We start from the raw sequence: 24,860 nt of genomic DNA, 5'->3' as shown, positions 1-24,860 counted from the left end.
TCCTCATTCGAGCGCCGCCCGCAGCGACTCGGCGAGTCGAACCGAGAGCGCCGCGATGGTGAGCGTCGGGTTCATCGCGCCGCCGGTCGGGAAGACGCTCGACCCCGAAATCCAGAGGTTGTCGAGGTCGTGCGCGCGGCAGTCGGCGTCGACGACGCTCTCGTCGGGGTCGTCGCCCATCCGCGTCGTCCCCATGTGGTGGTACGCGGGGCCGGTCTCGTCGGGACCGACGGTCCAGCGGTCCTCGACGCCGAGTTCGTCCAGCACCCGCGTCTGAATCTCGTTGGCCCGCGAGAGCGCGGCCTCCGTCTGTTCGTCGACGGACCAGTGTATCTCGGGGACGGGGTCGCCGAGGTCGTCGGTCGTCTCCCGGTCGAGGCCGACGTAGTTGTCCTCGCGGGGGAGCTGTTCGACCAGCGCGCCCATGGCGACGTGTGTCCCGTACCCCTCGGCCAACTGGTCGCGCAGGTCGTCGCCCCACGTGTCGGCGTGGAGGGCGTCGATGACCGGCGACGGGCCGGCGTAGTTGAGAAACTCCAGTTTGAGGCCGTTGACCGGCTCGGCGTCGTCGTAGAACTGGTGGCACTCGCTGGTGTTGAACCCGACGTGGTTCTGTCGCGTGGGGCGGTCGAGGCGGCCGCCCGCCCCGGCGAACAGGTGGTCCATGAAGTACCGACCGACCGCCCCCGAGGAGTTGGCGAGGCCGTCGGGGTAGCGGTCGGAGTCGGAGAGCAGGAGCAGTCGGACGTTCTCGACGCCGCCGCAGGCGAGGACGAACTGGGTCGCTTCCTGCCTGTGGGTCTCGCCGTCGGGCGTCGTGTAGGCCGCGGCGACGACGCGCTCGCCCGTCTCGTCGTGTTCGAGCCGTCGGACCCGCGCTCGGTCGATGACCCGCGCGCCCGCGGCTTCGGCCTTCTCGATGTGTGATTCGGCGGTGTACTTCGCGCCGGAGGGACAGACCGGCTTGCACGTCCCGTAGCCGACGCAGGACGACCGGCCGTCGTAGGGCTCGGAGTTGCGGGCGTTGCCCACCGAGTGCATGTCGATGCCGAGGCGCTCGCAGGCCGCAGCGAAGATAGAGTCGGAGTGCGACGGCCGGAAGGCGGGGAGGGGGTGGGGCTCCTCCCGCGGCGGCGCGTAGGGGTTGTCGGCCGCGCCGGCGACGCCCAACTCGCGCTCCGCGGCGGCGTAGTACGGCCGGAGGTCGTCGTAGCCGACGGGCCAGTCGGCCCCGACGCCGTGTCTGGAGTCGAGTTCGAAATCGCGCTCGTGGAGGCGCATCACCATCCCCTGCCAGTGGAGCGTCGACCCGCCGACGCCCTTCACGCGGGCGGCGTTCAGCGGGTAAAACGAGTCGCCCGTCGAGGAGAACGCGTCCCGCGGGCCGCCCATCTCCCACGGCCCGCCGAGGCCGGGGCGGATGTGCTGTTCCAGCTGTTCCCGCCTGTCGCCGTCGAACCGCGGCCCGGCTTCGAGGACGACGACCGACGCCCCCGACTCTGCGAGGCGATGGGCCACGATACCGCCGGCTGGGCCGGCACCGACGACGCACACGTCGGCATCCGAGACGGGCGACCTATCCATCGTGCTCACCGCCCGAATCGGGCAGTTCGACGGGGGCGTCCATCGTCGCCCGCCGGTAGCTTTCGGTCCCGCCGGGGTGGCCGATGGGGTTTTCGATGCCGACGAGACGGCCGCCGGTCGGCGAGGCGTAGAAGGCGTACAGCAGTTCGTTCACGACGTGAAACCGGAGGCGCTCGGAGAGCGTCCCATCCTGAACTGGGTCGGCGGTGTCGACGCCGAGTTCGCGCAGGAGGCGGTCGCGGTCGCCCGCCGGCAGGTCAGCGAAGGCCGCGCCCTCCCAGTCGCGGGCCACGTCGTCTAACTCGGTCGCGGCGTCGACCATCGCATCCCGGCGCGCGTCGTCTCTCGCGCGGCCGACGACGTAGGTCTCGACGAACTCCGAGACGCCCTCGGCCGCGCTCGGGAAGACCACCTCGCCCGCGGCGACCATCGTCTCGCGCACCGCGGCCGGCGGGGCGTCGTCGCCGTCCGCGCCGTCCTCTCCGGACGAATCACCCCTCTCACCGGTCGACTCGGCGGTCGGCGGGTCGAACCGGGTCAGCGACACGGCCCCGCCGGTGACGCCGAGACCGGCGAGCACGGCCAGCGCGTCCCGTCGCGTCAGTCGCATTCGGCGGGAATTAGGCCAGCCTAATCTTAGGGCTTGCCTTCTCAGCCCGCGCGGTCGAGGACGACGGCGACGACACCGAACGTGACGACGGCGGGAACGACCGCGACGACCATGTTGAACCGCGCGCCGAGGTTGTACGCGAGGACGAGCGCCTGCACGTACGCGAGAAACGTCGCCAGTATCGTGTCGAAGACGGGCGGCGCGCCGGTTCCGATGCCCGAGGCGTCCGCGAGACGGGTGATGAGAAGCGCGCCGACGCCGATTGCCGGAACGAGAAGCACGCCCAGCGGGGCGGCGACGAAGGAGTCGGGGTCGCCGCCGACGCCGAAGTGAATCGCGACCGAGGATGGGAGCGCGGGAAGGAGGGCGACGCCGGCGACGGCGCTCAGTGCGAGAATCGCAATGCCGACGAGCGTCAACCGAGGGACACGCATACGGTCGGATTGCGACTCGGTGATGAAAAAACGGGGTATCGGTCGCGCTCAGTTCTGTCGCACGTCGTGTTCGAGGACGCCGACGCCCTCGACTTCGACCGCGACGTGGTCGCCGTCTTCCAGCGGGCCGACGCCCTCGGGCGTTCCGGTCGAGATGACGTCGCCGGCTTCGAGCGTCATGTAGGTCGTGATTTCGGAGACGAGGTCGGGAATCGAGAAGATGAGGTGTTCGATGCTGGAGTCCTGTCGCGTCTCGCCGTTCACGCGCAGCGAGATGCTCGCGTCGTCGGGCAGGTGGTCGGGGTCAGCGAGAACCGGCCCGAGCGGGGCCGAGCCGTCGAACGCCTTCCCGCGGACCCAGTTCGTCTCGACGTCCTGGTCGTCGCGGTTGGACACGTCGTTCATGACGGTGTAGCCCGCGATGACCTCCGCGGCGTCCTCGGGCGCGACGTTCCGGCACTGCTCGCCGATGACGACCGCGAGCTCGGCCTCGTGTTCGACATCTTCCTTGCCCGCGGGGAGCGTCACGGTGTCGCCGTGGCCGGCGACCGCGTTCGGCGGCTTGAGGAACAAAAGCGGCCGGTCGGGGACCTCCTCGTCGCGCTCCTCGGCGTGCTTGGCGTAGTTGCGGCCGATGCAGACGATTTTCGACGGCTCGCACGGGGGGAGCACGTCGACCTCGTCGAGGTCGTAGCGCTCGCCGCCGAAGGAGACCGAATCGCCGTGCCACTTGCCGGTTCGAACCGCGCCCGCGGGGTCGCGGAATCGGACGTGATGCATGCCCCACGCGTCGGCGGGTGGCGTGATAGGCTTTTACATCGCGCGAGTCACCCGGTGACGCGGGACAGTGTTGCACGATTCTCATCGCTTTTGTGGCCGTGGGGTGACGGACGTGTATCGGCCGTCCCGGACAGTTCGTTCGAGTGGACTCGGGCGGCCGATTCTGCTATCGAACCTGACACGAGAGCGGCGGGGCTGTGCCGTCGAACGACGCCGAGAAAGCCCGACGAGCGGCACCGCCGAAAAGCGGTCACACCACCCCCTGCGAATAGCTTTTTGTGTATTTCGCCTGTAACAACCGAGTGCTATGGAACTCACCTGGCACGGTCACTCGACGTGGTACGTCACGGTCGGAGACACCTCGCTTCTCATCGACCCGTTTTTCGACAACCCCGCCACGTCTCTCGACCCGAGCGACGTGGAGACGCCGGACTACGTGCTTCTCACCCACGGGCACGCGGACCACATCGCCCACGCAGGCGAGTTCGACGGCGCGACGGTCGTCGGCACGCCCGAACTCACCGGCTACGTCGAAGCCGAGATGGGCGTCGACGACACCATCGGGATGAACATCGGCGGGACGGTCGAACTCGGCGACGCGTTCGTCACGATGGTCCGCGCCGACCACACCAACGGCATCAACACCGGCTACGAGCACGAGGCCGGGATGCCCGGCGGCTATATGATTAGCGACGCGCTGCCGACACAGGAGTCCGACGCCGACTCGACGACGTTCTACCACGCGGGCGACACGGGGCTCATGACTGACATGCGCGAGATTTTCGGCGCGTACTTCGAGCCCGACGCGGCGGCGCTCCCGGTCGGTGACCACTTCACGATGGGGCCGTGGCAGGGCGCTGTCGCCGCCGATTGGCTCGGTGTCGACCACGCCTTCCCGATGCACTACAACACGTTCCCGGCCATCGAAATCGACGTGCGCGACTTCGAGCGCGAGGTCAAAGCCGCCGGCAGCCGGGCCGAGGTCCACGCGCTCGACGGCGACGAGTCGTTCACGCTCGAATAACCCCGCTCGGTCGGCGGCGACCCGTTTGGGGTCGGCGCTTGTGCACACCGTTGTCCTATTGAGGAACTTTTAGGGTCGGTCGCTTCTTTCTTCGGAGTGAATGTCCGACATCCAGACCTCTACTGTCAGCGAGGACGGTTTCGCATGCACGAGCCAGGTCGGCGACTTCGACCTCCAGATCGACGCCACCGACGAGACGGGTCCGAACCCGAACGCCGCGCTCGTCGCGACGTACGCCTCCTGTTTCCTCCCCGCCTTCCGCGTCGGCGGGCAGAAGACGGGCTTCGACGACCTCGGTAAGGTCCAGATCGACGCCGACGCCGACCTCGACGACGGCGACGACCTCGAACGCATCAGCTTCGACGTCTACGTGGAGTCCGACCTCTCGGACGACGAGTTCGCTGAAATCACGGAACTCGCCGAGGACATCTGCCACGTCCACGACGCGCTCCGCGACGAGCTGCAGGCCGACGTGACCGTCGTCGGCGACGCGTTCTAAGCGTCGCTCGCGGCTGCGCCGACACGTACTCATTCTTTTCGCAGAAACCGACGCCGCCAGCGACGTGTATCGCGGCAGGCTCGGGTTCGGATTCGGATTCGGATTCGGAGACGCCCCGCCGGGTCAGTCGCGGCGCTTCTTATAGCTTCGAAGACTCATCGCCTCGCCTTCCACGATGATAACCTCGCGGTCTTGGGGGTCCGATTCGACGACGTCGTCGACCTGTTCGCGGAAGTACGGGCTGTTCGGCTCTTCCATACCTCTCCCTTCGTCGCCCCTAATAAAAATCTTTGTCAGACATTCTCACACGCGATATCGTGTGAGCGACTCAACGAATCAGTCGTCCGCGGCCGCTGCGGCCGGTTCGTGGCTGATTTCGGTGCCGAGCACGTCGAGGAACGCCGCCAGCCACTCGGGGTGGTCCGGCCACGCTTGGCCGGTAACGAGGTTGCCGTCGACGGTCACTTCGTCGACCCACGAGCAGCCCGCGCGCTCGACTTCCGCGCGGACGGCGGGGTAGGCGGTCATCTCGTAGCCGTCGAGGACGCCCGCGGCGGCGAGAATTTGCGGGCCGTGGCAGATTGCGGCGACCGGCTTTCCCTCGTCGAAGAAGTGCCGGACGGCGTCGAGCACCTCGTCGTAGCCGCGGAGATACTCCGGCGCGCGGCCGCCGGGGACGACGAGCGCGTCGTAGTCCGCGGGGTCGATGTCCGCGAACGTCGCGTTCAGTGCGAAGTCGTGGCCGCGGGTCTCCAGATACGTCTGGTCGCCGCGGAAGTCGTGGACGGCGGTCTTACACCGGTCGCCGTCCTCCTTTTCGGGACACACCGCGTGGACCTCGTGTCCCACCATCTGGAGCGCCTGGAACGGTACCATAATCTCGTAGTCCTCGACGAAGTCGCCGGCGAGGAGCAGAATCTTCTTTCCGGACATGGGCTTCACCCGGTCGGTAGTTGTCGCGTCAGAACGATAATGATTGTGTAGGGAGGACCTGCGGCGCGGACGGCGCAGTTCGACCGCTCTCGCGGCCGCCCCGGGCTACTTCGAGACGAGACGCTCGACCTCACCGAGGTCGTCGAGGACGTGGTCGGGTTCGTACTCGCTGGCCGCGAGAGCCGCGTCGTCGGTCACGCCGGTTCGGACGAGCGCGGTCCCCATGCCCGCGTCGAGGCCGAACGCGATGTCGGTATCGAGGCGGTCACCGACGATGAGCACCTCCTCGGGCGGCAGGCCGAGCCTGTCGAGAACGTGTTTCTGCGCGAACCGCGAGGGCTTACCGAGAATCGCCTCGGGGTCGCGCTCGGCGACGCCCGCGACGGCGTTGATAATCGCGCCCGACCCGGGGATGTCGCCGTCGGCGGTCGGGATGATGACGTCGGGGTCGGTGCCGTAGAAGGCGGCCCCGGACCGGAGCGCGCTGTTGGCGTCGCGGAGGTCGTCGTAGTCGAACTCGCGGTCGACGGAGACGACGACGACTTCGGGCTCGTCGCCGGGGCCGACGAGTTCGAGGCCGGCGTCGCGGAGTTGGTCGCGGAAGCCCGACTCTCCGATGGCGAACGTCCGCGCGCCCGGGTGCTGGTCTGCGAGGTACGCCGTCGTCGTCGTGCCGGAGGTGACGACCTCGTCGGCGGTCGCCTCGATGCCGGCTCGGCGGAGCCGCGCCTCGTAGGCGACGGGCGCTTTCGTCGGGTTGTTCGAGACGAACAGTCGGTCGAGTCCGGCGGCGTCGACGGCGGCGAGCCCGTCGAGTGCGCCCGGAATCGCTTCGTCACCGCGGACGACGGTTCCGTCGACGTCGAGAACGACACCTCGGTAGTCCATCGTCCTCGGTAGGGAGCCGGGGCTGTTGAACGTTCGCCCGAGAGAACTATTATGCTCATTGGTGACATATGTCGTCGCATGGATGTCTCTTCGAAGCGGCTGGTCGGGTGGCTTCGCGGGCCGGCGACCGGCAACAGCGCCGTCGGCGTCTACGGGCTCGTGACCGCGATGGTCGCGGTGTTTCTGACGTACTCCATCGTGGCCACAATCTCCGTCGTCGTCCCGCTTCTGTCGACGACGACTATCGCCCTCCTGTCGGTCGGCGTGTGGCTGGCGACGTGGGCGGTCCTCGACGTGGTCGCCAGCCGGACGCTCCGGGAGTCGGGCGGCTGAGCGACTCGGGGTTGCGGCGGAACCGTCACAGAACCAAAGACCAATATGCGCGTCGCCCTACTCGTCTACCGTGACGAACACGCAGCTGACACTCGTCCAAATCGACAACTACGGGCCGTGGACGGTCACCCCGGACCCGCGGCGGGAGATGGACCTCCAGACGCTCCAGTCGCGGCTCTTCGCCGACTTGGCCCAGTTCGTCGGCTCTCGCGACGGGTACGCGTTTTTCACCCGATTCGACAACATGGTCGCGGTCACCAACGGTCTCGACCGCGACGACCACGAACTGCTGCAGGAGTCCATCGCGAACCGCTATCCCGTGACGCTCAGTCTCGGCATCGGCGTCGACCGGTCGCCCGCAGTCGCGCTCGAACGCGCCACCGACCGCATCCAGCGCGTCGGGAGCGCACAGGACGGCGACCGCCGCGAAGTGCTCTCCGGGGAGACCCTCGCGGACGCCGACCGCACGGGAACCGACCTCCAAATCGCGCACTTCGACGTGAACGACGCGACGGGCAAGTACACCGACCGCCTCAACGAATTCGACACGTTCATCCACATCGAACAGGGCTACGCGTCGCTCATGCGCCACCTGCGCGAGGAACACGGCGCGCTGTCGTTCTTCGTCGGCGGCGACAACATCATCTCGGTCACGCCCGACCTCTCCGAAGACCAGTACCGCGACGCCATCGCCCACGTCGAGGCCGAGGCGGACGTGGAACTCAAAGTCGGCGTCGGCACGGCGTCGAACGCTCACGAGGCCGGCTTCGCGGCCAAACACGCGCTCGAAGACTGTCGCCACCGCGGCACGACCGTCGAGTACGCCGACGCCGCCGTCGAGACCGCAGACGACTGAGCGATGGAGGGTCGCGCGGTCTACTTCGTGGCCCCCGAACGCGTCGAGGTCCGCGACCGCGACGTGCCCGCACCCGGTCCCGAGGAGGTCCGCGTCCGTACTCTGACCTCCGCGGTGAGCTCCGGGACAGAGCGGCTCGTCTACCGCGGCGAGGCGCCGACCGACCTCGCCGCCGACGAGTCAATCGCGGCGCTGGAGGGCGACCTCTCGTTTCCGCTCCGCTACGGCTACGCCGCCGTCGGCGAAATCGAGGCCGTCGGTGACGGCGTGCCCGACTCGCGGCTCGGCAGCCGCGTCTTCGCGTTCAATCCCCACGAGAGCTGCTTTCTCGCGTCCCCCTCGGAACTCATTGCCGTCCCCGACGACGTGACCGACGAGCGCGCCGCGCTGTTGCCGACGATGGAAACCGCGCTCAACTTCGTGATGGACGGCCGGCCGCTCATCGGTGAGCACGCCGTCGTCTTCGGGCAGGGCGTCGTCGGCCTCGTGACCACCGCGCTCCTCGCGCAGTTCCCGCTCGGCAGTCTGACCGCGGTCGACTGCGTGGCCGAGCGCAGAGCAATCGCCGAGGGCCTCGGTGCCGACGAGGCGGTCCACCCCGAATCGCTTGACGCCCCCGCCGACGGGGCCGACCTGACGCTCGAACTCTCGGGCGACCCCGACGCGCTCGACGACGCGCTGTCGGTGACGCGGTACGACGGCCGGGTCGTCGTCGGGTCGTGGTACGGCACCAAGCCCGCCACCCTCGACCTCGGCGGGCGGTTCCACCGCTCACGCATCAGCGTCGAGAGCAGTCAGGTCAGCACCATCGACCCCGACCTTCGCGGCCGCTGGGACGCCGACCGTCGCTTTTCGCTGGCGTGGGACCACCTCGAAGACCTCCCGCTGGACCCGCTCGTGACCCACCGAATCGGCGTCGACGAAGCCGCGCGGGCCTACCGACTCCTCGAGGACGCGCCCGACGAGGCCGTCCAAATCCTCTTTACCTACCGGAACTGTTGACAGTTCATGTACCGCGTCTCGGTTCGCAGGGACCTCATCGCCCAGCACTACCTGACGGTTCCGAACCCCGGCCCGGAGGGTGAGTTACACTCTCACGCGTTCACCGTCGAGGTCGAACTGTCGGGGCCGGAGCTCGACGAGTACGGCTACCTCGTCGACATCGACGACGTGAAAGCCGCGCTGGACGCGACGCTGTCTCGCTACCGCGACGAGACGATGAACGAACTCGTGGAGTTCTCGGGGCAGAACCCGAGCGTCGAGCGGTTCGCCCGCGAGGTGTGCGAGCGGTTCGTCGAGGCGACCTCCCTCGACGCGCCCCAGCACGTCTCGGTCCGCGTCTGGGAGGACGACGCGGCGAGCGCGACCTACGAGACCCCGCTCTGACGTGCGTGTCGGCCTCGTCGTCTACGGCCCGCTCGACGACCGCTCCGGCGGCTATCGCTACGACTCCGAACTCGTCGGCGGACTCCGCGCCGCCGGCGACGACGTGACCGTCGTCTCGCTCCCCGAGCGGCCGTACCGAAAGCGACTCCGGGACAACCTCACCGCCGTCCGCCGCCTCCGCGCCCTCGACGTGGACGTGCTCTTGCAGGACGAACTGTGTCACCCCTCGCTCGTCGGCGCGAACGCCCTGCTCGACGACGAGACCCCGGTCGTCTCCGTCGTCCACCACCTCAACTCGCTGGAGCGGTTTCGGTGGTGGCGACGGCGCGCCAGACGTGCCGTCGAGAGCCGGTATCTCCGTTCTGCGGACGCGTTCGTCTTCAACAGCGAGACGACGAAACGGACGGTCGCGGCCGTCACCGACCCCGACCCGAGCGTCGTGGCGCACCCCGCCGGCGACCGCTTTGCGTCGTTCGGCGCGCCCCTCGATGACGACGAGATACGGGCGCGCGCCGCCGATGGGCCGCTCCGCGTCATCACCGTCTGCAACCTCGAACCGCGGAAGAACGTCGACGGCCTGCTCCGAGGTCTCGCTCGCGTCCGCGACGACTGGGAGCTAACCGTCGTCGGCGCGGCGGTCGACGCCGACTACGCCGACTCGCTTTCGGCCCTCGCGGTCGCCCGCGGCATCGACGACCGCGTGACGTTCGCGGGCCGGCTCTCGGACGCCGACCTCGCCGCGACGCTCCGGGAGTCACACCTGTTCGCGCTCCCCTCCCACTACGAGGGGTTCGGCATCGCCGCGGTCGAGGCGATGGGGTTCGGCCTCCCGGCGCTCGTCTCGTCGGCCGGCGGCGCGAGCGAACTCGTCACGCACCGCGAAGACGGCTTCCTCGTCGACCCGACCGACCCGGCCGAACTCACCGACGCCGTAGCCCCGCTGTGTCGGAATCGCCGGCGGTTGCAGTCGCTCGCTATCTCGGCCCGCGACCGCTTTCTCGCGCACCCGACGTGGAACGAGACGGCGGCGACGGTTCGCTCGCTTTTGCTCGATATCGGTGGTGACGCCGACTGACGCTGACGCCGACGAGGACGCCGACACCGACGCCTGATGCGGCGTCGCCCCCATCAACAGCCTCGAATCGGCGTTAGTCGCCGCGGGCGGGCGAGGGATTGCCGCCGCCACCGCCGCCGACCTCGACGGTTTCTCCGACCTGCGTGTAGACGAGGAGCAGGCCGACCGCGCCCAGCGCGGTCGCGGCCACGAAGGGGACGGCGAAGCCGAAGCCGACGAGGACGCCCGAAAACAGCGCGCCGATGGCGACGCCGAGGCCGAACCCCATCGTGAGAAGCGAGAGCGTCGACCCCGACTGCCCCGCCTTGGCGATGTCGCCTGCGAGGGCGAGCGAGGGAGCGAAGACGGCCGCAACCGCGACGCCTTGCAGGAACCGCGCGAGAATCATCAGCGCCGGCGTCTGAACGAACCCCTGTGCGAGCGTCGTCGGGAGCAGGAGGACGAAGCCGCCGACGAGGAACGGCCGCCGCCCGTAGCGGTCGCTCAGCCGGCCGATGGGGTACTGGAAGACGACGTTGGCGAGGACGGTCGCGCCGAACTGCACCGAAAACAGGAACGTCCCCTGGTCGAGGCGCTCGTTGATGACGTTTGCGAGCGGGGCGTACATGGCGATGCTCAGCGCCATCACGACGGTCGCGACGCCGAGGGCGAACACGGGGTCGAGGCCGGGGCCGTCGGGGTTCCGAACCGAAATCGAGATGTCGTCGGCCGCCTCGCTGTCGGTCCGTTCTGGGTCCTCGATGAGCAGCGCGATGAGGACGAAACTGACCGCCGCGCCGACGACCGCGACGAGGAACGCGGCGTCGAAGCCGGAAAGCGCGACGCCGGCGAGCGAGTAGGGGCCGGCGGTGACGACGCCGCCGGCGACGAGCGGGCCGGTCCCGAACCCGAGCAGTCGGAAGGTGTTAAACAGGCCGAAGTTGCCGCCGCGTTCGTCCTCGTCGGAGAGTTCGTTCACCAGCGCCACCGTGACCGGGATGGTGAACGCCGCGCCGAGACCCTGGAGCGCACGCATGACGAGTATCGAGCCGTAGTCCGCGAACACGAGGTAGCCGGCGCTCCCGACGGCGACGAGCGCGAGGCCGGTCAAAAGAAAGACTCGGCGGCGGCCCGTGCGGTCCGACAGCGACCCCGTAAACGGCTGGCTGAAGCTGTTGAGAAACCCGAACAGCGAGAGCACGACTCCGATGAGGAGTTCGGTCGAGAGGGGAACCTCGACGACCCCGAGAGAAAGCGTCGTCCCGACGAACGACGGCATCGACACCAGTTGGCTCCCGATGTACAGCGGGAGGACGACGACCAGAAACGAGTTGGCGAGGGCGTCGACCATCCGAGCCAGCGCGAGCGCGAGAATCCGCGTGTCGAGGTTCGGACGCATGGTCGCCCGCTACGGCCCTCCGGCGTATCAAGCTACGCGCCCCAGCGGGCCTCGCCGGAGTCGCCGGAGTCGCCGGAGCCGAGCGAGTCTAGGGCCGTCGGCCGTCCGGACCTACGCCGACCGGACCCACTCTTGGAGCGTAAAACCCTCGTAGTCGGTCTCGGCGTCGAGTTCCCACTCGGCGGCGTCCCACTCGGGGTAGTACGTGTCGCCTTCGTACTCGCCGGGGACGCGGCTCAGCACCATCCGGTCGAGGTGGGGTTGGAACAGCGCGTAGATGGCGGCACCACCGATGACGTAGGCCGTCTCCGCGCCCAGCGACTCCGCGATGTCGACCGCCTCTTCGACGCTCGCCGCGCGGTGGGCGGTGTCGACCGAAAACGACCGTTCGCTTCGGCTCATGACGATTTGGGCGCTCCCCGGCAGGTCGTCGAGCATCGATTCGAACGTCGTCCGACCGAGGACGACCGGGTCGTCGGCGATGCGGGCGCGGTACTGCTCCTTGTCGGCGGGGATGCTCGGCCACGGGAGTTCGCCGTCGCGGCCGATGACGCGGTTCTCGGCGAGCGCGGCGACAGAGACGAGTTCCATCACTCCCACGTCGGGCGCACGAGAGAAAATCGTTGTGCAGCAGCGGCGTCGCCTCCCGTCGTCGGCGCCCGGCACCGACCTCACCCCCGCCCGCGACCACCCCGGCGCTCAGTTCTCCCGGTCGACGATGCGCCGGCAGTCCTCGATGAACCGCAGGAGGTCAGTCCCGACGCCGGTTCCGATGCTGATGATGATTTGCTCCGCCTCGGAGAAGGGAAACTGCAGGACGAACGCGTTCTCGTAGTAGTAGACGACCGCGCGGCGTTCGCCGGCAGGGGACGAGTCGCTACTGGGAGACGAAAACGACGCTTCGACCCGGAGGTCGGTGACGGCCGCCGTTAGCGTCCGTTCGGTGTACCGCTCCGAGAGGTCGTCGCGGATGTATTCCAGTTCGTAGCCGCCGTCGTCGGCGATGACGACCGTCCGAAGCCCGTCACCGATGCGCCTGCTCAGATACTCGGCGAGTCGGTGCGCTGTGTCCCGTACCATACCGCCCCGTCACCCCGGGCAACTATAATCAGTTGGTATTCTTGTGGTAATTTCTTCCGACCGAACACCACTCCTTTTCAAACGAGTGATAGAGGCTCGGTGCAGAGAGACACAGCCGCGGGACCGCTGCCGCGACGGCGCGTTGGTTCTCGCCGTCGCAGTCGCTGTTCTCTGGTGGCGAATCGCTCACGGAGACGCACCTCCTGTGTGGGAGAGAACCCACGCGAGAGCGTCGTTACTCCGTAATAAAACCCTGCGAAAGGATTAAGGTTAGAGTGGGGCCGGAGGGATTTGAACCCCCGATCGACTGATATCTCCGGTGGGCACCTCGGAACTCCAGAGGGTCGTCAACACGACCGATGATCAGTCGGTCGCTCAGTATATCAGCTGGAGTGTCGTCCCGGGCGCCAAGCCTCTGGAGTCAGTCGCCATGCCGGGCTTGGCCACAGCCCCGATTCGTTCTGTCTGCACTCTCTCGTATGGCGATTTTTCTTAAAGGGGTTTCGATTCTACTCGTCGCGGTCGTCGTCGGCCCAGTCGCACTCCTGGCACTTGTAGGCCGTCACGAACTCCGTCACGCTCGGCATGTAACCCACTTGGATGACGTTCTCGCCGCACTCCGGGCAGTCGAAGTCGGCGTCCTGAATCGGCTCGGCGTCCATCGGGCGCTCGCCCTCGACGAGTTCGGCGAGCGTCTCGGGCGTGACCATCCGTCCTTGCACGACGCGGTTGCTCATACCCGTGCAACCGTCCCGAAGTAAGTAAGCCCTCCGCCAGCGGTCGGCGTCGGTTTCGGGTTCGACGTTCCCGAGGTCCGCGGGCCGCGCCCCGGGTCGACTCAGGGCGTCGCAACCGTCACGGTCCGGGTGCGCGGACCGTCGCACTCCACGAGGAGGACGGACTGCCACCGCCCGAGGTCGAGAGCGCCGTCGGCGACGGGTATCGAGACGCCGTTGCCGACGAGGAGCGCGCGGAGGTGCGAGTCGGCGTTCCCGTCGAGTTCGTCGTGGTCCCACCCGTCGTCGGGGACCGCCTCGGTGAGCATCGATTCGATGTCGCCGAGCAGCCGTGATTCGGCCTCGTTGACGCAGACGCCGGTCGTCGTGTGTTTCGAGAAAACCGTACAGACGCCGTCGTACTTCCGGGGAAGCGCCGCCTCGACTTCGTCGGTCACGTCGACGACCTGAAGCCGGCGCTCGGTTCGGATATCGAAACGCTGTCGCATACGACGTGGTTCGCCGGCCGGGAGAAAAAGTCGCCCGGCGGGTTACAGCCAGGGGGCGCGCGACTCTTCTTCGCCGGGATAGCCGTACCCCGGCTCGGAGTCGTCGTCGGTCTCGTTCGCGTCGTCGACCAGCGCGTCGTAGTCGGCCGCGTCGGCGTCGTCGCCGCCGTCTGCGACCGCCCCGTTGGCGTTCGCGTTAGGCGTGGCCGACTCGGCGGAGGCGTCGTCGACGAACTCGTCGAGGTCCGCGCCGTCGGAGCCGGGGTCGAACGCGAACAGCGCGGTGACGCCGAGAACGCCGAGGGCGACGGGCGCCTGCGTCGGCATCAGGCCGAGCACGTCGAGCGCCAGCATGCCGAGGGCGACCGAGCTACCGAAGCGGAAGAGGTCGATGTCGACGTTGCCGCGGAGCCGCGGGGCGAACAGCGCGACGGCCCCGGCGAAGCCGACGCCCGTGCCGGCCGCCGCGCCGGCGCTGAGCAGGCGCATCGGGTCGGGGGTGACGATGAGTTCGAACCCGGCGGGCTCGAAGCTCGCGACGAGGCCGAGACCGATGATGATGCTCGGCGAGGGAAGGTACTCACCGACCTTCGAGGAGGCCGTCTTCGCCGCCACGGCCAGAATGACGAGGCCGGCGAAGCGGTGGAACACCTCGAAGTTCAGGAGCGTCTCGATGGTCTCGGCGACGGCGGCCTCGGCGACCGCGACCGGGATGAGCAGCACGCCGAGCAGGAGGATGGACGTGAGCTGCTCGCGGCGCGTACCGTCCATCTCGGCGAGGATGACCGCGACCGTCGCGGAGCCGCCGAAGATGAGCAGGCCGGTCTGGAGGATGCCCGCAATCGAGGGGTCGCCCGCGGCGGTCGTCATCGCTCCCGCGATGATGAGCGCGGGGAAGATGCCGTCGACGAGGGGCAGCCCCATGACGGTTGCGAGCAGACGGGTGGCACCCCCTACCTGTTGCTCGAGGCGAAGGGCGACTGGGTGGCGTGAGACACTCATTCGATGTTACTGGCCGTCACCATGGCCCAAGCGGCGATAGGGACGCAATTCGGACAGCGGGGTGCGGGCGCTCCGCACGCGAAGCCCATTTCGTCCGATATTGAACTCCCGTTTAAATGTCTGCCACATCGCTGTAAAGAGAATGCCGGAGTCGGAGGTCGTTTGACCGGCAATGCGCGATGCGGCGGGACGCGTGGAGTCCATACGGGATTACAATAGGACAGGAGTATTAAACGTTGTGTGGGATGCGCCCGCACGGGACACGAGTATTTCTGCCTTCATTATAAAAAGCACTGACGATTCGTCGGTTATAATTTGAAATCTCGGAAATCTCGCGGTACACGTTCGTGAATATGGTGATTATTCACGATGGTCTTGCGGTTCGGTACACCGTGACGAGGGGACGAACACCCCGGCGTAGCTGGGGGTCGGCGGCGTCCGTCGTTCACGGGCGTCATCACGCTTCGGCGGTCGTCTCTGTCGACCGGCGATGCAGAGAATACTCACGTATGTGGGTATATCGACGGTCGGGTTTGCGATACATCGACACGCCCGTGCTATCTCGCAACCCTTTTGTCGTCGCCGCAACCACGCTTGATATGGCGAACGACGTTCCTGACCGAGAACCCTTCACCGAGAAGCTACGGGTACCCGAATCCCTCACATTCGACGACGTGCTGCTCCGCCCGATGGAGAGCCGCGTCGAACCCGACGACGCCGACGTGTCGACGCGCGTCTCGAAGAACGTCGAACTCAACATTCCCATCCTCTCGGCGGCGATGGACACCGTCACCGAAAGCGGGATGGCTATCGGGATGGCCCGCGAGGGCGGCCTCGGCGTGCTCCACCGCAACATGAACGCCGAGCAGATGGTCCGCGAAATCGAGCGCGTCAAGCGCGCCGACGAGCTCGTCATCCGCCGCGAAGACGTGGTCACGGCCAACCCCGGCCAGACCATCAGCGAGGTCGACGAGATGATGGAGCGCGCCGGCGTCTCCGGCGCACCCGTCGTCGACGACGACGACGTGGTCCTCGGCATCATCTCCGGCACCGACATCCGCCCGTACCTCGAAGTCGGTGAGTCCGACGAGGTGGGCGAGGCCATGACGGACGAGGTCATCACGGCCGAACGCGAGGTGACCGCCCGCGACGCGCTCGAACTCATGTACGACCACAAGATAGAGCGCGTCCCCATCGTCGACGACGACAGCCGCCTCGTCGGCCTCGTCACGATGCAGGGCATCCTCCAGCGCCGCGAACACGAGAACGCCGCCCGCGACGACGACGGCCGCCTCGTCTGCGGCGTCGCCGTCGGCCCGTTCGACGACGAGCGCGCGCAGATGGCCGACGACGCCGGCGTCGACGTCATCTTCATCGACTGCGCCCACGCGCACAACCTCAACGTCATCGACACCGCCCGCGACATCAAGGAGTCCGTCGAGGCGGACGTGGTCGTCGGGAACGTCGGCACGCGCGAGGCCGCGGCCGAACTCGTCGACTTCGCGGACGGCATCAAGGTCGGCATCGGCCCCGGTTCCATCTGTACGACCCGCGTCGTTTCCGGCTCCGGCATGCCCCAGATTTCGGCCGTCGCGGAGGTCGCCGACGTCGCCGCCGACTACGACATCCCCGTCATCGCCGACGGCGGCATCCGCTACTCCGGCGACGCCATCAAGGCGGTCGCCGCCGGGGCCGACGCGGTCATGCTCGGCTCCTACTTCGCCGGCACCGACGAGGCCCCCGGCCGCGTCATCACGATGAACGGCAAGAAGTACAAGCAGTACCGCGGCATGGGTTCGGTCGGCGCGATGCAGTCCGGCGGTGCCGACCGCTACCTCAAAGAGGACAACGAAGACGAGGAGTACGTCCCCGAGGGCGTCGAGGCCGCGACGCCGTACAAGGGCTCGCTCGCGTCCGAGCTCCACCAGCTCGTCGGCGGTATGCAGTCCGGCATGGGCTACGTCGGTGCCGAGACCATCCCCGAGGTCAAAGAGCGCGCCCGTTTCGTCCGCGTCTCCGCCGCCGGCCAGACCGAGGGCCACCCCCACGACGTGATGATTACCGACGAAGCGCCGAATTACAGCCCGAGCGAGTAACGCGCACCCGGCCGTTTCGTTTTCGCGCTGTGTCCGTCTCCTCACTGCTCTTTCTCTCCGCTCTCGGCTCGTCTCCCGGCGGGAACGCGAGGTAGGAACATACGATAATTAATAGGGATGTATGTCGTGCATCTACAAGCGATGAATACCGCGGAGCTACGCACTGCACTCCGGAACGCCGGGTTGTCTCAGTATCAGGCCGAGGCGTACGTCGCGCTGCTGCAACTCGGCGCGGCGAGTGCGACCGAACTCGCCGACGCCTGCGCCGTGCCGACCGCCCGTATCTACGATGTTCTCCGCGACCTCGAAGCGAAGGGCTACATCGAGACCTACGAGCAGGATAGCCTTCACGCGCGGGCGTGCGACCCGCAATCGATGATGGAGGACCTCAAGAGTCGCGCCGTCCAACTGGACGACGCGGCAGAGGAAATCGAGGCGCGCTGGCAACAGCCCGCGGTCGACCGACACATGCTGAGTATCGTCAAGCGCTTTGAGACGGTGTTCAATCGGGCCGAAGAGATGATTCGGGAGGCCGACGGCGAGGTTCAACTGTCCGTCACCCCCGAGCAGTTCGACGAGCTCAAGCCGGCGCTCGCGGAGGCGTACGAGAACGGCGCGCTGGTGAAGGTCGTGCTCCACCCCGAGCGGACCGACGAACTCGAACCACCCGCCGAACGGGAGTACCGCGGGGTCGCCACGGAGGTCAGACACCGAACCCTTCCGACGCCGTTCGTCGCCATCGTCGACCGGACGGGCGCGTGTTTCGCGCCGCACGACAACTCGGTGAACCAGTACGGCGTCCTCGTCGACGACTACACGCTGGCGTACGTCTTCCACTGGTACTTCCAGACGGCGCTGTGGGAGGTCTGGGAGGTCGTCTACGACGCACAGACCGACGAGCCGCCGATAGTGTACTCGGACATCAGACACTTCGTACAGGACGTAGAGCCGCTCGTCCGCGACGGGAACCGAATCACCGCCCACATCGAGGGCTACGAGACCGACGAGCGCGACCCCGTCGAGTTCACCGGCGAAGTGACTGACATGTACTACACGGCGGTCTCCGCGCCGACGGACGCGTTGTCGTTTTCGGAACTCGCGGGGCAGGTCTGTCTGACCGTCGAGACCGACGGGGAGACCTACACCGTCGGCGGGTGGGGCGCGGTGTTAGAGGATGTCGAGGCGAACCGCATCACCGTCGAGTCGATTTCGGGGACATCCGACAGTTAGTATCTGTTCGGTTCGCCGGAATGTATAACAACTCCGGGGGGCAATTAGTGCCCACAAGCGCGGTTTCGGACGGCGTTAGACAAGAGGTATTTTGATATACCACTGCACGACATTGAGTTTCGTGAGCGTCTCCGGAACACCACTCCACTACCAATGAGCGCAGAACAGCCACTGGTGCTCATCGTTGAAGATGAGCCTGACCTCGCCGATCTGTACGCAACCTGGCTTAGGAACGACTACGGCGTTCGTGTCGCCTACGGCGGCCGCGAGGCGCTCGATAAGCTCGACGACGAGGTTGACGTTGTTCTCCTCGACCGTCGGATGCCCGACCTCTCGGGCGACGAGGCGCTCTCGGAGATTCGAGACCGTGGCTTCGAGTGCCGCGTCGCGATGGTGACCGCGGTCGAACCTGACTTCGACATCATCGCAATGGGCTTCGACGACTACCTCGTCAAACCCGTCTCGCGCGAAGCGCTGACCGAGACCGTCTCTAACCTCATCTTGCGAAACGCCTACGACGTGGGTATCCAAGACCTGTTTTCCCTCGCGTCGAAGAAGGCGCTGTTAGAGTCGGAGAAAGACGAGGCGGCGCTGGAAGAAAACGAGGAGTACCAGCGGCTCACCGCCCGCCTGACCGAGCTCCGGCGCGAGCTCGACGAGACGCTCGGGCAGCTCGACGAAACCGAAGGAATCTCCGCGGTGTACCGAGACATCGGCGGCGAGGCCGATATCGACAACTCCTGACCAGACCGGGCAACCGTTTCGGACGCCGAACGTCTTCTCTCGTCTCCGTTCTCGTAGCCGACGCGTAGCCCTTGCGGCTACGGGTAGTTTGCACGCTGTTACGGGAACCGTTCGCCAGACTGACGGTTACTTGCGACACCCGCTCCGTTAATTAAGTTAATTTCATATCAGATATACACGAAAAATTATAATTTCTGTTCGCGCCTTGGGGTGAGTGCACATGTCCGACGACAGCAACCAGATGGTAACGTACCTCCGTCAGAATCCCCGCATGATGGGTGTCCTGTTCACGCTCACGCTCCTGCTCTCACAGGCCGGCAGCGTGGCGGCCGGAAACACCAGTGTCATCTACGGGCCGTAATCACGCGAGGAATTCGCAATCCCAGTAGACGGCATCGTCATAGATAACCGGAATTTGTTCTAGCGCGAGGAACTCTCGAAGTTCGTCCTCAGAGAGCTCAGTGCTCGAAACGCCTCCCGAAGAGAGATAATACGGCATATCACTCGAGAGCGCAGGCCTGATTAGGGACCCGATCCCTGCCTGAGAAGTATTGAATGCGTGATAGGATATCTCGAACGCCCCGCTCGACACATCCCGAACCTCGCAGTAGACTGCAACTCCGCTTTCGGTCTGAACGACCGACAACCCGCCGTCTCCGACGACGCCGTACTGGTGTGCGACATCGCTGTCGATTCGGACTACGTCGAGCGACGCCTGGAGCGGGAATCCGCCGTTGAGCAGCCGGGCCAGCGTGCGACCCACGCCGACCGCCTGACTGTTGATGACCTCGCTGAACGTGACGATACCGCCGATAGCGCCGGCCTCGACGAGCGCGAGCCCTTGGTCGTACGACTGGCACGCGTTGAGGAAGAACGCGCCCGTCCCGACGTGGTCGAGCGTCTCCGCGTCGACCCTGCCGTCGCGGCACTGGAAGCCGTCGTCGTCGATGTGGCCGATGTAGTGGAGGAAGTCGGTCGGCTCCGCGAGCGTCTGCCGAAGCTCCGCCCTGCTGAGGTCGTAGTGGGCGTCGACGTCGAACGACAGTCCGTCGCGCGAGCCGTACACCTCGTCGACGATGTCGGTCTCGTCGAGCATCTCGGGGTCGTTACAGACGACCGTGATACCGATGTCACCCTGCGCCGGTTCGCGCTGGAGGCGGTTCCGATAGGCGGCGGGCGTGGTCTTGCTCGCGCCGACGGGCGTTCCGTCGCTAATCCACGCCTGCTCGACCGAATCGGTCGAACTGGGCTTGACATACGTCTCGCTCGGCGTCGTCGCGCCGGCGCTCCTGACGGTCTCGGCGTCGCTGTCCTCGGCGTCGGCGTCGTCTCGGAGGAAATCGTCGACGACGGCCGCCTGTACCTCCGAGTGCGGGACTTCGGTCCCCGACGGGGTCCGGACGACCGCGAGGTCGTTCGTGACGAAGGGGAGCAGTTCGATGTTGTCGGTCTGCGGCGCGACGTGCGTCGTCAGCTTCCACTCCGGGACGAGGTCGGCAATCTGGTCGTACGGAAGCTCGAAGTACGCCGCGAGCCGTTCGTCGAGCGGCGCGTCGTACAGCCCCTCGGCGTCGATATCCGTCCGCGACTCGACGGTCTGGCGCTCGTGGAGCGGCACGTCGTAGATACCCTCCGTCCGAACGACGCAGTCGAGGAAGAACGTGCGCTTGAGCGCGCGCGCGACCGCCTCCTCGAACCCGTGTGGGCCGTCGAAGTCGTGGATGAACCCCCCTTCGGTGACGAGTCGGGGCGAGTCGCCGGGGACGAGCCTCGCGCCGAGATAGTACGCCAGCGGCGTCGCCACGAAGACGTGGCTCAGCGTCGGCGGGAGTTCGATTCGGACGCCGGTGTCGGGGACGCGGAGTTCCGCCGGGATATCGAGTTCGTCGCCCAGTTCGAGAAGCGGCGGGTGGCCCCGGAGCGTCGGGTACGACCGCTCGACGCTCGTGGTCTTGAGCGCGGAGCTGAACGCCGAGACGGCCTCCATCACGTCGATCGGGTCGTCGGTCGTCGTAATCGTCGTCGCGGGGCTCTCGTGGGACGACCGCGCGCCGACGAACACCGTTTGGGACTCCTCGAACGAGAGCACGGTTTCGAGCGGCTGCGCGTCGACGGTCACTGCCCCGTCGACTCGGAGATACGTCTTGACCGCGCCGAAAAGCTCGATGCTGTACGTCGCCGCGTCGAGTTCCTCGCGACCCTGCTGGTCGACCTGTGCGAGCATCGACCCCGCCTCGTCGCGGACGCAGACGACCGTGTTCGCGGCCAACCCGATACGGTCGGTCTCGATGCGGACCGCGGCGTCCGTCGGGAGCGAAAACCGGCGTCGGTCGGTCGGCTCCGGCGCGACTGACGACGGCGTTCGAAGCATGAACTGGTGGCGTTCGATGTTGTCTCGAACGACCAACCCCGTGCCATCTGAAGGGAGCGAAAAACCGACTTCCAACGCGGAAGACGCGTCAGCCCGCTGGTCCTGCCCGGACGGTTCCATTGTGTCTATGTGACACGATTAAGGTGAAAAACGTACTGGTCGTGCGAGGTTCACGACTCCAACGAAAACCAGCCGGAGGAGGCGTCTCGCCGCCGGAGATGCCAGCGCTGGCGAGCCTCCGTGCCCTCGACGTCGAGTTCGACGACGGCGTCGAACAGCGGTTCGAGCAGCCGGTTGCGCTCGTCTTCGCGGTCCCCGGGCGACCAGACGTGGACCATCCCGTTTCGGGCGCGGACGTGGCTGGTCATGACGTGGAGGAACCGAAACACCTGGTCTCGCCGGTACCGCGAGAGGAGTGACGGCAGACAGTCGAACGCGACGCGGAGTTCGGCCGGAGAGAGCCCGCCGGAGAGGCTGTCGAACTCGGTCACGTCGTTGGCGAGTTCCGCACCGAGCTGGCCGAGACCGCCGCCAATCCGGCGCTCGTAGGTGTCCGCAGCGGTCGGCACGGCGTCGGGAGCCGACGATGCCGCCGCGCTCCGTTCGAGCGTCGAGTACCGAACCACGCGCGTCCACTCTTTGGTGCGCTGGATGTCGTCGTCGAGTCGGTCGGCGAGCGGCGTCGAGTCGTTGAGAACTAACAGACGGCGTCGCGGCTCGTCGGGGGCACCGAGCATCTGTTTGGACGCGCGCGAGTAGAGTTCAGTCGGGACCGACCCGACGACCAGAAGCGCGCTCCCTCGCCGCTTGAGGTCGTCCAGTCCGAGTTGAAACGTGGACGCGTCCTCGGTCACGGCGATGTCCGTGTCACCTCCCGAATCCATTCGTATTGCACGACGAAAGCGCATTTAATAATACTTTGCGTGTTGGTCTCTCGAACTGTCCCAACGGTGGCCAGCGTCGATGACGCGCTCGGTCAGCGATATCGCGGTGCGTTTCGGCCGGTCGAGCCGTCGTGGCCGCTTCGCCCCGACGACCCGACTACTCGGCTGCGCGGACCGTCAACACGGGAACCGGCGCGGCCCGGACGACGCGCTCCGTCACGCTCCCGAGCAGCACGCGCTCGACGCCCGTCCGTCCGTGCGTCGCCATCACGATGACTTCGACGCCGTGTTCGGTCGCGTAGTCGAGGATTGCGTCGTGCGGTGCGCCCCGCCGGACGACGCCGTGCGTCTCGATACCGCGGCGTTCGCCGCGTGCTTCGACCTCGTCGACGACGCGTCGGCCCTCCCGTTCGAGCGTGTCGAGGACCGTGCCGCCGACAACACCCGCGCTGTCCCGCGTCGTGTTCACGACGAACAACACGTGTACCGTCGCGTCGAACCGCTCCGCGAGGTCGAACACGTGCGGCATCGCCTGTTCGGCCGCCGGACTCCCGTCGACGGGGAGCAGGATTTCGTCGTACATCACTGACCGTACGCGTCCCACCCGTGTGAATGCTTCGCATACTCATGGTGGCGCTCGTTCGGAAAAAAGCGGGTGACGGGGTCGAGTCGGGTTTCGCTCGGTCGATTCAGTCGCTGACGTACGCCTCGATGCGGTCCATCGCCTCGCGGAGTTCGCGCATCCCCGTCGCGTAGGAGACGCGGAGGTGGCCCGCGCCGCCCTCACCGAAGACGCTTCCCGGGACGAGCGCGACGTTCTGTTCTTCGAGGAGGCCCTCGGCGAACGCCTCGTCGTCGCCGTCGGGGGCCTCGGGGAAGACGTAGAACGCGCCTTTCGCCTCGAAGCAGTCGAGTCCCATCTCCTCGAAGCGGGCGAGGACGAACCGCCGGCGGCGGTCGTACTCGCGGCGCATCTCCTCGACGGAGTCGTCGCAGGACCGCAGCGCTTCGAGCGCCGCGTACTGCGCCGTCGTGGGCGCGGAAAGCATCGCGTACTGGTGGACCTTGTTCATCGCGTCGATGGCCCCCGCCGGAGCCATGGCGTAGCCGAGACGCAGCCCGGTCATCGCGTAGGCCTTCGAGAAGCCGTTGAACACGATGGTCCGCTCGCGCATGCCGGGGTGGGTGGCGATAGAGGCGTGGTCGTCCTCGTACCGGAGGTCCGAGTAGATTTCGTCGGAGAGCACGACGAGGTCGTGGTCCCTGACGAACGAGGCCACGTCGGCGAGTTCGTCGTCGGTCATCACCGCGCCGGTTGGATTGTTCGGGTAGCAGAGCACCAGCACGTCGGCCTCGTCGGCCCCCGCGGCTTCGAGCGCCTCGGGCGTAAGCGTGAACTCGTCTTCGGCGCGCGTGGGGACCGGCAGCGGCTCGCCCCCGGCGAAGATGGCCCCCGGCGTGTACGAGATGTACGACGGCTGGGGAATCGCCACCACGTCGCCGGGGTTGACGAACGCCCGGAACGCGAGGTCGACGGCCTCGCTCGCGCCCGTCGTGACGATAATCTCGTCTTCGGGGTCGTACTCCTGCCCGTAGCGGGTGACGCGCTCCGAGATGGCCTCGCGGAGTTCGCGCATCCCGCGGTTCGACGTGTAGGAGGTCTTGCCGCGTTCGAGCGAGTCGATGGCGGCCGTCCGGGCGGCCCACGGCGCGGAGAAGTCGGGTTCGCCGACGCCGAGAGAGATGACGTCGTCGACCTCCTCGGCGAGTTCGAAGAACTTCCGAATGCCCGACGGCGGCACCTGTTCGACGCGGTCCGAAAGCTGGTCGCCGAGCGTCATGGCGACACTGAGAGCCGGTCGTCGTCGTCGCCGTCCCCGAGTTCGATGCCCTCCTCCTTGTAGGAGTCCATCACGAAGTGCGTGACCGTCTTCGTGACCTCGGGGATGGGGGCGATGCGCTCGGAGACGAAGTTCGAGACGGCGTGCATCGACTCGCCTTCGACCTCGATGAAGAAGTCGTAGTCGCCGGAGACGAGTCGCAGCGTGGCGACCTCGGGGAACCGCGCGATGCGGCGGGCAATCTCCTCGTAGCCCGTCTCGCGGTCGAGTTCGACGTCGACTTCGACCTGCGCGCGGACGCGTTCCTCGTCGACGTTGTTCCAGTCGACGACCGCCTGGTAGCCGCGGATGACCCCGTCGTCTTCGAGTTCTTCGAGCGCTGCTGCCACTGCTTCGGCGTCTGCGCCCAGCTGGCGGGCGATGTCATCTACGCTCTCGCGAGCGTCGTGACGCAGCAAGTCGAGCAGTGACTGCTTGTCCATGGACACTCCGTTGCAGGCATCGGTAAAATGGTTTGCCCAACCGGGTGGAATTGTCATGTTGGTTGATACCGATACTCACTGGCGGCGGCCGCAGCCGGCGGAACACTATTCCATCGCCGGGGAAA

Annotated in this window: 30 protein-coding genes and 1 tRNA gene; 11 read left to right on the top strand and 20 right to left on the bottom strand. The window is 67.0% G+C overall.

All coding sequences use genetic code 11. From position 1 onward, the window contains the following. Positions 1-3: 3 nt before the first annotated feature. From ACSR87_RS14105 to ACSR87_RS14090, 4 genes are read right to left on the bottom strand one after another with little or no spacing between them, the layout of a single operon-like run. Entirely contained in the window at positions 4-1,584 is a 1,581-nt protein-coding gene (locus ACSR87_RS14105) for a GMC family oxidoreductase (protein WP_498530892.1), read from the bottom strand. Next, entirely contained in the window at positions 1,577-2,194 is a 618-nt protein-coding gene (locus ACSR87_RS14100; protein ID WP_498530891.1) for a gluconate 2-dehydrogenase subunit 3 family protein, read from the bottom strand. The genes ACSR87_RS14105 and ACSR87_RS14100 overlap by 8 nt, the downstream gene beginning before the upstream one ends. A 41-nt stretch (positions 2,195-2,235) precedes the next feature. Beyond that, entirely contained in the window at positions 2,236-2,628 is a 393-nt protein-coding gene (locus tag ACSR87_RS14095; protein WP_498530890.1) for a DUF1648 domain-containing protein, read from the bottom strand. Positions 2,629-2,676: 48 nt separating this feature from the next. After that, on the bottom strand, positions 2,677-3,408 hold the full coding sequence (locus ACSR87_RS14090) for a fumarylacetoacetate hydrolase family protein (protein ID WP_498530889.1): 732 nt from the start codon (positions 3,406-3,408) through the stop codon (positions 2,677-2,679). Between the two features lie 307 nt (positions 3,409-3,715). On the opposite strand from ACSR87_RS14090, the gene ACSR87_RS14085 reads away from it, so the two are divergent. Together ACSR87_RS14085 and ACSR87_RS14080 are read left to right on the top strand one after the other, a co-directional pair. Beyond that, positions 3,716-4,432, top strand: coding sequence for a metal-dependent hydrolase (locus ACSR87_RS14085; RefSeq protein WP_498530888.1), 717 nt, complete (start codon positions 3,716-3,718; stop codon positions 4,430-4,432). A 100-nt stretch (positions 4,433-4,532) separates the two neighbouring features. Continuing rightward, the gene (locus ACSR87_RS14080; RefSeq protein ID WP_004063615.1) at positions 4,533-4,931 is read left to right on the top strand and encodes an OsmC family protein; all 399 of its coding nucleotides are present in this window, start codon (positions 4,533-4,535) and stop codon (positions 4,929-4,931) included. Between the two features lie 123 nt (positions 4,932-5,054). Here ACSR87_RS14080 and ACSR87_RS14075 read toward each other — a convergent pair whose 3' ends face one another. The 3 genes from ACSR87_RS14075 to ACSR87_RS14065 all read right to left on the bottom strand — a co-directional run bounded on the left by ACSR87_RS14075 (position 5,055) and on the right by ACSR87_RS14065 (position 6,752). Next, complete coding sequence (locus ACSR87_RS14075) at positions 5,055-5,189, bottom strand: hypothetical protein (protein ID WP_004043651.1); 135 nt, start codon at positions 5,187-5,189, stop codon at positions 5,055-5,057. 78 nt (positions 5,190-5,267) lie between these two features. Beyond that, positions 5,268-5,864 carry a DJ-1/PfpI family protein gene (locus ACSR87_RS14070; RefSeq protein WP_004063616.1) on the bottom strand — a complete coding sequence of 199 codons (597 nt, stop codon included), beginning with the start codon at positions 5,862-5,864 and terminating at the stop codon, positions 5,268-5,270. A gap of 105 nt (positions 5,865-5,969) precedes the next feature. Further along, complete coding sequence (locus tag ACSR87_RS14065) at positions 5,970-6,752, bottom strand: HAD-IIA family hydrolase (protein WP_498530887.1); 783 nt, start codon at positions 6,750-6,752, stop codon at positions 5,970-5,972. A 78-nt stretch (positions 6,753-6,830) separates the two neighbouring features. On the opposite strand from ACSR87_RS14065, the gene ACSR87_RS14060 reads away from it, so the two are divergent. The 5 genes from ACSR87_RS14060 (at position 6,831) to ACSR87_RS14040 (ending at position 10,402) form a co-directional block, all read left to right on the top strand. Beyond that, entirely contained in the window at positions 6,831-7,085 is a 255-nt protein-coding gene (locus ACSR87_RS14060; RefSeq protein ID WP_498530886.1) for a hypothetical protein, read from the top strand. A 70-nt stretch (positions 7,086-7,155) separates the two neighbouring features. Beyond that, positions 7,156-7,941 carry a GTP cyclohydrolase III gene (locus ACSR87_RS14055; RefSeq protein ID WP_008573965.1) on the top strand — a complete coding sequence of 262 codons (786 nt, stop codon included), beginning with the start codon at positions 7,156-7,158 and terminating at the stop codon, positions 7,939-7,941. Between the two features lie 3 nt (positions 7,942-7,944). Next, the gene (locus ACSR87_RS14050; protein WP_498530885.1) at positions 7,945-8,943 is read left to right on the top strand and encodes a zinc-dependent alcohol dehydrogenase; all 999 of its coding nucleotides are present in this window, start codon (positions 7,945-7,947) and stop codon (positions 8,941-8,943) included. A 6-nt stretch (positions 8,944-8,949) separates the two neighbouring features. Beyond that, the gene (locus ACSR87_RS14045; protein ID WP_498530884.1) at positions 8,950-9,327 is read left to right on the top strand and encodes a 6-pyruvoyl trahydropterin synthase family protein; all 378 of its coding nucleotides are present in this window, start codon (positions 8,950-8,952) and stop codon (positions 9,325-9,327) included. A 1-nt stretch (position 9,328) separates the two neighbouring features. After that, positions 9,329-10,402, top strand: coding sequence for a glycosyltransferase family 4 protein (locus ACSR87_RS14040; RefSeq protein ID WP_498530883.1), 1,074 nt, complete (start codon positions 9,329-9,331; stop codon positions 10,400-10,402). A gap of 73 nt (positions 10,403-10,475) precedes the next feature. On the opposite strand, the gene ACSR87_RS14035 is transcribed toward ACSR87_RS14040, so the two are convergent. From ACSR87_RS14035 to ACSR87_RS14000, 8 genes are all read right to left on the bottom strand, one after another. Then, complete coding sequence (locus ACSR87_RS14035; protein WP_498530882.1) at positions 10,476-11,780, bottom strand: MFS transporter; 1,305 nt, start codon at positions 11,778-11,780, stop codon at positions 10,476-10,478. Positions 11,781-11,891: 111 nt separating this feature from the next. Beyond that, the gene (hdrA, locus tag ACSR87_RS14030) at positions 11,892-12,371 is read right to left on the bottom strand and encodes a dihydrofolate reductase HdrA (protein ID WP_498530881.1); all 480 of its coding nucleotides are present in this window, start codon (positions 12,369-12,371) and stop codon (positions 11,892-11,894) included. Between the two features lie 108 nt (positions 12,372-12,479). After that, positions 12,480-12,860: a DUF7522 family protein gene (locus tag ACSR87_RS14025; RefSeq protein ID WP_498530880.1), complete on the bottom strand. Its 381-nt coding sequence runs from the start codon at positions 12,858-12,860 to the stop codon at positions 12,480-12,482. Between the two features lie 276 nt (positions 12,861-13,136). Beyond that, positions 13,137-13,313, bottom strand: a tRNA-Trp gene (locus ACSR87_RS14020). Positions 13,314-13,369: 56 nt separating this feature from the next. Continuing rightward, a complete protein-coding gene (locus ACSR87_RS14015) occupies positions 13,370-13,597 on the bottom strand; it encodes a DUF5795 family protein (RefSeq protein WP_013035372.1) in 228 nt (75 codons plus the stop codon). A 101-nt stretch (positions 13,598-13,698) separates the two neighbouring features. Further along, positions 13,699-14,085, bottom strand: coding sequence for a secondary thiamine-phosphate synthase enzyme YjbQ (locus tag ACSR87_RS14010; protein ID WP_498530879.1), 387 nt, complete (start codon positions 14,083-14,085; stop codon positions 13,699-13,701). Positions 14,086-14,127: 42 nt separating this feature from the next. Next, entirely contained in the window at positions 14,128-15,009 is an 882-nt protein-coding gene (locus ACSR87_RS14005) for a DUF5794 domain-containing protein (RefSeq protein ID WP_498531072.1), read from the bottom strand. 84 nt (positions 15,010-15,093) lie between these two features. After that, positions 15,094-15,291: a DUF8099 family protein gene (locus ACSR87_RS14000; RefSeq protein ID WP_081603265.1), complete on the bottom strand. Its 198-nt coding sequence runs from the start codon at positions 15,289-15,291 to the stop codon at positions 15,094-15,096. 395 nt (positions 15,292-15,686) lie between these two features. On the opposite strand from ACSR87_RS14000, the gene guaB reads away from it, so the two are divergent. The 4 genes from guaB to ACSR87_RS13980 all read left to right on the top strand — a co-directional run bounded on the left by guaB (position 15,687) and on the right by ACSR87_RS13980 (position 19,518). Next, positions 15,687-17,183 carry an IMP dehydrogenase gene (gene guaB / locus ACSR87_RS13995; RefSeq protein ID WP_498530878.1) on the top strand — a complete coding sequence of 499 codons (1,497 nt, stop codon included), beginning with the start codon at positions 15,687-15,689 and terminating at the stop codon, positions 17,181-17,183. A 141-nt stretch (positions 17,184-17,324) separates the two neighbouring features. Then, positions 17,325-18,413 carry a TrmB family transcriptional regulator gene (locus ACSR87_RS13990; RefSeq protein WP_498530877.1) on the top strand — a complete coding sequence of 363 codons (1,089 nt, stop codon included), beginning with the start codon at positions 17,325-17,327 and terminating at the stop codon, positions 18,411-18,413. A gap of 153 nt (positions 18,414-18,566) precedes the next feature. Further along, entirely contained in the window at positions 18,567-19,157 is a 591-nt protein-coding gene (locus ACSR87_RS13985; protein ID WP_004063642.1) for a HalX domain-containing protein, read from the top strand. A 220-nt stretch (positions 19,158-19,377) separates the two neighbouring features. Then, a complete protein-coding gene (locus tag ACSR87_RS13980) occupies positions 19,378-19,518 on the top strand; it encodes a DUF7503 family protein (RefSeq protein WP_008605571.1) in 141 nt (46 codons plus the stop codon). Here the strand turns inward: ACSR87_RS13980 and ACSR87_RS13975 are convergent, their stop codons facing one another. The 5 genes from ACSR87_RS13975 to ACSR87_RS13955 form a co-directional block, all read right to left on the bottom strand. Continuing rightward, the gene (locus ACSR87_RS13975; RefSeq protein WP_498531071.1) at positions 19,519-21,564 is read right to left on the bottom strand and encodes a hypothetical protein; all 2,046 of its coding nucleotides are present in this window, start codon (positions 21,562-21,564) and stop codon (positions 19,519-19,521) included. A gap of 134 nt (positions 21,565-21,698) precedes the next feature. Beyond that, positions 21,699-22,412: a DUF7504 family protein gene (locus ACSR87_RS13970; RefSeq protein WP_498530876.1), complete on the bottom strand. Its 714-nt coding sequence runs from the start codon at positions 22,410-22,412 to the stop codon at positions 21,699-21,701. Between the two features lie 157 nt (positions 22,413-22,569). Next, a complete protein-coding gene (locus ACSR87_RS13965) occupies positions 22,570-22,995 on the bottom strand; it encodes a universal stress protein (RefSeq protein ID WP_004043672.1) in 426 nt (141 codons plus the stop codon). A gap of 106 nt (positions 22,996-23,101) precedes the next feature. After that, positions 23,102-24,253, bottom strand: coding sequence for a pyridoxal phosphate-dependent aminotransferase (locus ACSR87_RS13960; RefSeq protein WP_498530875.1), 1,152 nt, complete (start codon positions 24,251-24,253; stop codon positions 23,102-23,104). Then, positions 24,250-24,735, bottom strand: coding sequence for an Lrp/AsnC family transcriptional regulator (locus ACSR87_RS13955; RefSeq protein WP_424008611.1), 486 nt, complete (start codon positions 24,733-24,735; stop codon positions 24,250-24,252). Before ACSR87_RS13955 ends, ACSR87_RS13960 begins: the two co-directional genes overlap by 4 nt. Between the last annotated feature and the right edge of the window lie 125 nt (positions 24,736-24,860).

The organism is Haloferax sp. SDI50, from assembly GCF_059802635.1.
This window is presented reverse-complemented; position numbering and strand designations above follow the sequence as displayed.

Coding starts and splice junctions, on each gene's coding strand:
- ACSR87_RS14105 (WP_498530892.1), bottom strand. CDS start 1,584: ATGGATAGGTCGCCCGTCTCGGATGCCGACGTGTGCGTCGTCGGTGCC.
- ACSR87_RS14100 (WP_498530891.1), bottom strand. CDS start 2,194: ATGCGACTGACGCGACGGGACGCGCTGGCCGTGCTCGCCGGTCTCGGC.
- ACSR87_RS14095 (WP_498530890.1), bottom strand. CDS start 2,628: ATGCGTGTCCCTCGGTTGACGCTCGTCGGCATTGCGATTCTCGCACTG.
- ACSR87_RS14090 (WP_498530889.1), bottom strand. CDS start 3,408: ATGCATCACGTCCGATTCCGCGACCCCGCGGGCGCGGTTCGAACCGGC.
- ACSR87_RS14085 (WP_498530888.1), top strand. CDS start 3,716: ATGGAACTCACCTGGCACGGTCACTCGACGTGGTACGTCACGGTCGGA.
- ACSR87_RS14080 (WP_004063615.1), top strand. CDS start 4,533: ATGTCCGACATCCAGACCTCTACTGTCAGCGAGGACGGTTTCGCATGC.
- ACSR87_RS14075 (WP_004043651.1), bottom strand. CDS start 5,189: ATGGAAGAGCCGAACAGCCCGTACTTCCGCGAACAGGTCGACGACGTC.
- ACSR87_RS14070 (WP_004063616.1), bottom strand. CDS start 5,864: ATGTCCGGAAAGAAGATTCTGCTCCTCGCCGGCGACTTCGTCGAGGAC.
- ACSR87_RS14065 (WP_498530887.1), bottom strand. CDS start 6,752: ATGGACTACCGAGGTGTCGTTCTCGACGTCGACGGAACCGTCGTCCGC.
- ACSR87_RS14060 (WP_498530886.1), top strand. CDS start 6,831: ATGGATGTCTCTTCGAAGCGGCTGGTCGGGTGGCTTCGCGGGCCGGCG.
- ACSR87_RS14050 (WP_498530885.1), top strand. CDS start 7,945: ATGGAGGGTCGCGCGGTCTACTTCGTGGCCCCCGAACGCGTCGAGGTC.
- ACSR87_RS14045 (WP_498530884.1), top strand. CDS start 8,950: ATGTACCGCGTCTCGGTTCGCAGGGACCTCATCGCCCAGCACTACCTG.
- ACSR87_RS14035 (WP_498530882.1), bottom strand. CDS start 11,780: ATGCGTCCGAACCTCGACACGCGGATTCTCGCGCTCGCGCTGGCTCGG.
- hdrA (WP_498530881.1), bottom strand. CDS start 12,371: ATGGAACTCGTCTCTGTCGCCGCGCTCGCCGAGAACCGCGTCATCGGC.
- ACSR87_RS14025 (WP_498530880.1), bottom strand. CDS start 12,860: ATGGTACGGGACACAGCGCACCGACTCGCCGAGTATCTGAGCAGGCGC.
- ACSR87_RS14015 (WP_013035372.1), bottom strand. CDS start 13,597: ATGAGCAACCGCGTCGTGCAAGGACGGATGGTCACGCCCGAGACGCTC.
- ACSR87_RS14010 (WP_498530879.1), bottom strand. CDS start 14,085: ATGCGACAGCGTTTCGATATCCGAACCGAGCGCCGGCTTCAGGTCGTC.
- ACSR87_RS14005 (WP_498531072.1), bottom strand. CDS start 15,009: ATGGGGCTGCCCCTCGTCGACGGCATCTTCCCCGCGCTCATCATCGCG.
- ACSR87_RS14000 (WP_081603265.1), bottom strand. CDS start 15,291: ATGGACTCCACGCGTCCCGCCGCATCGCGCATTGCCGGTCAAACGACC.
- guaB (WP_498530878.1), top strand. CDS start 15,687: ATGGCGAACGACGTTCCTGACCGAGAACCCTTCACCGAGAAGCTACGG.
- ACSR87_RS13990 (WP_498530877.1), top strand. CDS start 17,325: ATGAATACCGCGGAGCTACGCACTGCACTCCGGAACGCCGGGTTGTCT.
- ACSR87_RS13985 (WP_004063642.1), top strand. CDS start 18,567: ATGAGCGCAGAACAGCCACTGGTGCTCATCGTTGAAGATGAGCCTGAC.
- ACSR87_RS13980 (WP_008605571.1), top strand. CDS start 19,378: ATGTCCGACGACAGCAACCAGATGGTAACGTACCTCCGTCAGAATCCC.
- ACSR87_RS13970 (WP_498530876.1), bottom strand. CDS start 22,412: ATGGATTCGGGAGGTGACACGGACATCGCCGTGACCGAGGACGCGTCC.
- ACSR87_RS13965 (WP_004043672.1), bottom strand. CDS start 22,995: ATGTACGACGAAATCCTGCTCCCCGTCGACGGGAGTCCGGCGGCCGAA.
- ACSR87_RS13960 (WP_498530875.1), bottom strand. CDS start 24,253: ATGACGCTCGGCGACCAGCTTTCGGACCGCGTCGAACAGGTGCCGCCG.
- ACSR87_RS13955 (WP_424008611.1), bottom strand. CDS start 24,735: ATGGACAAGCAGTCACTGCTCGACTTGCTGCGTCACGACGCTCGCGAG.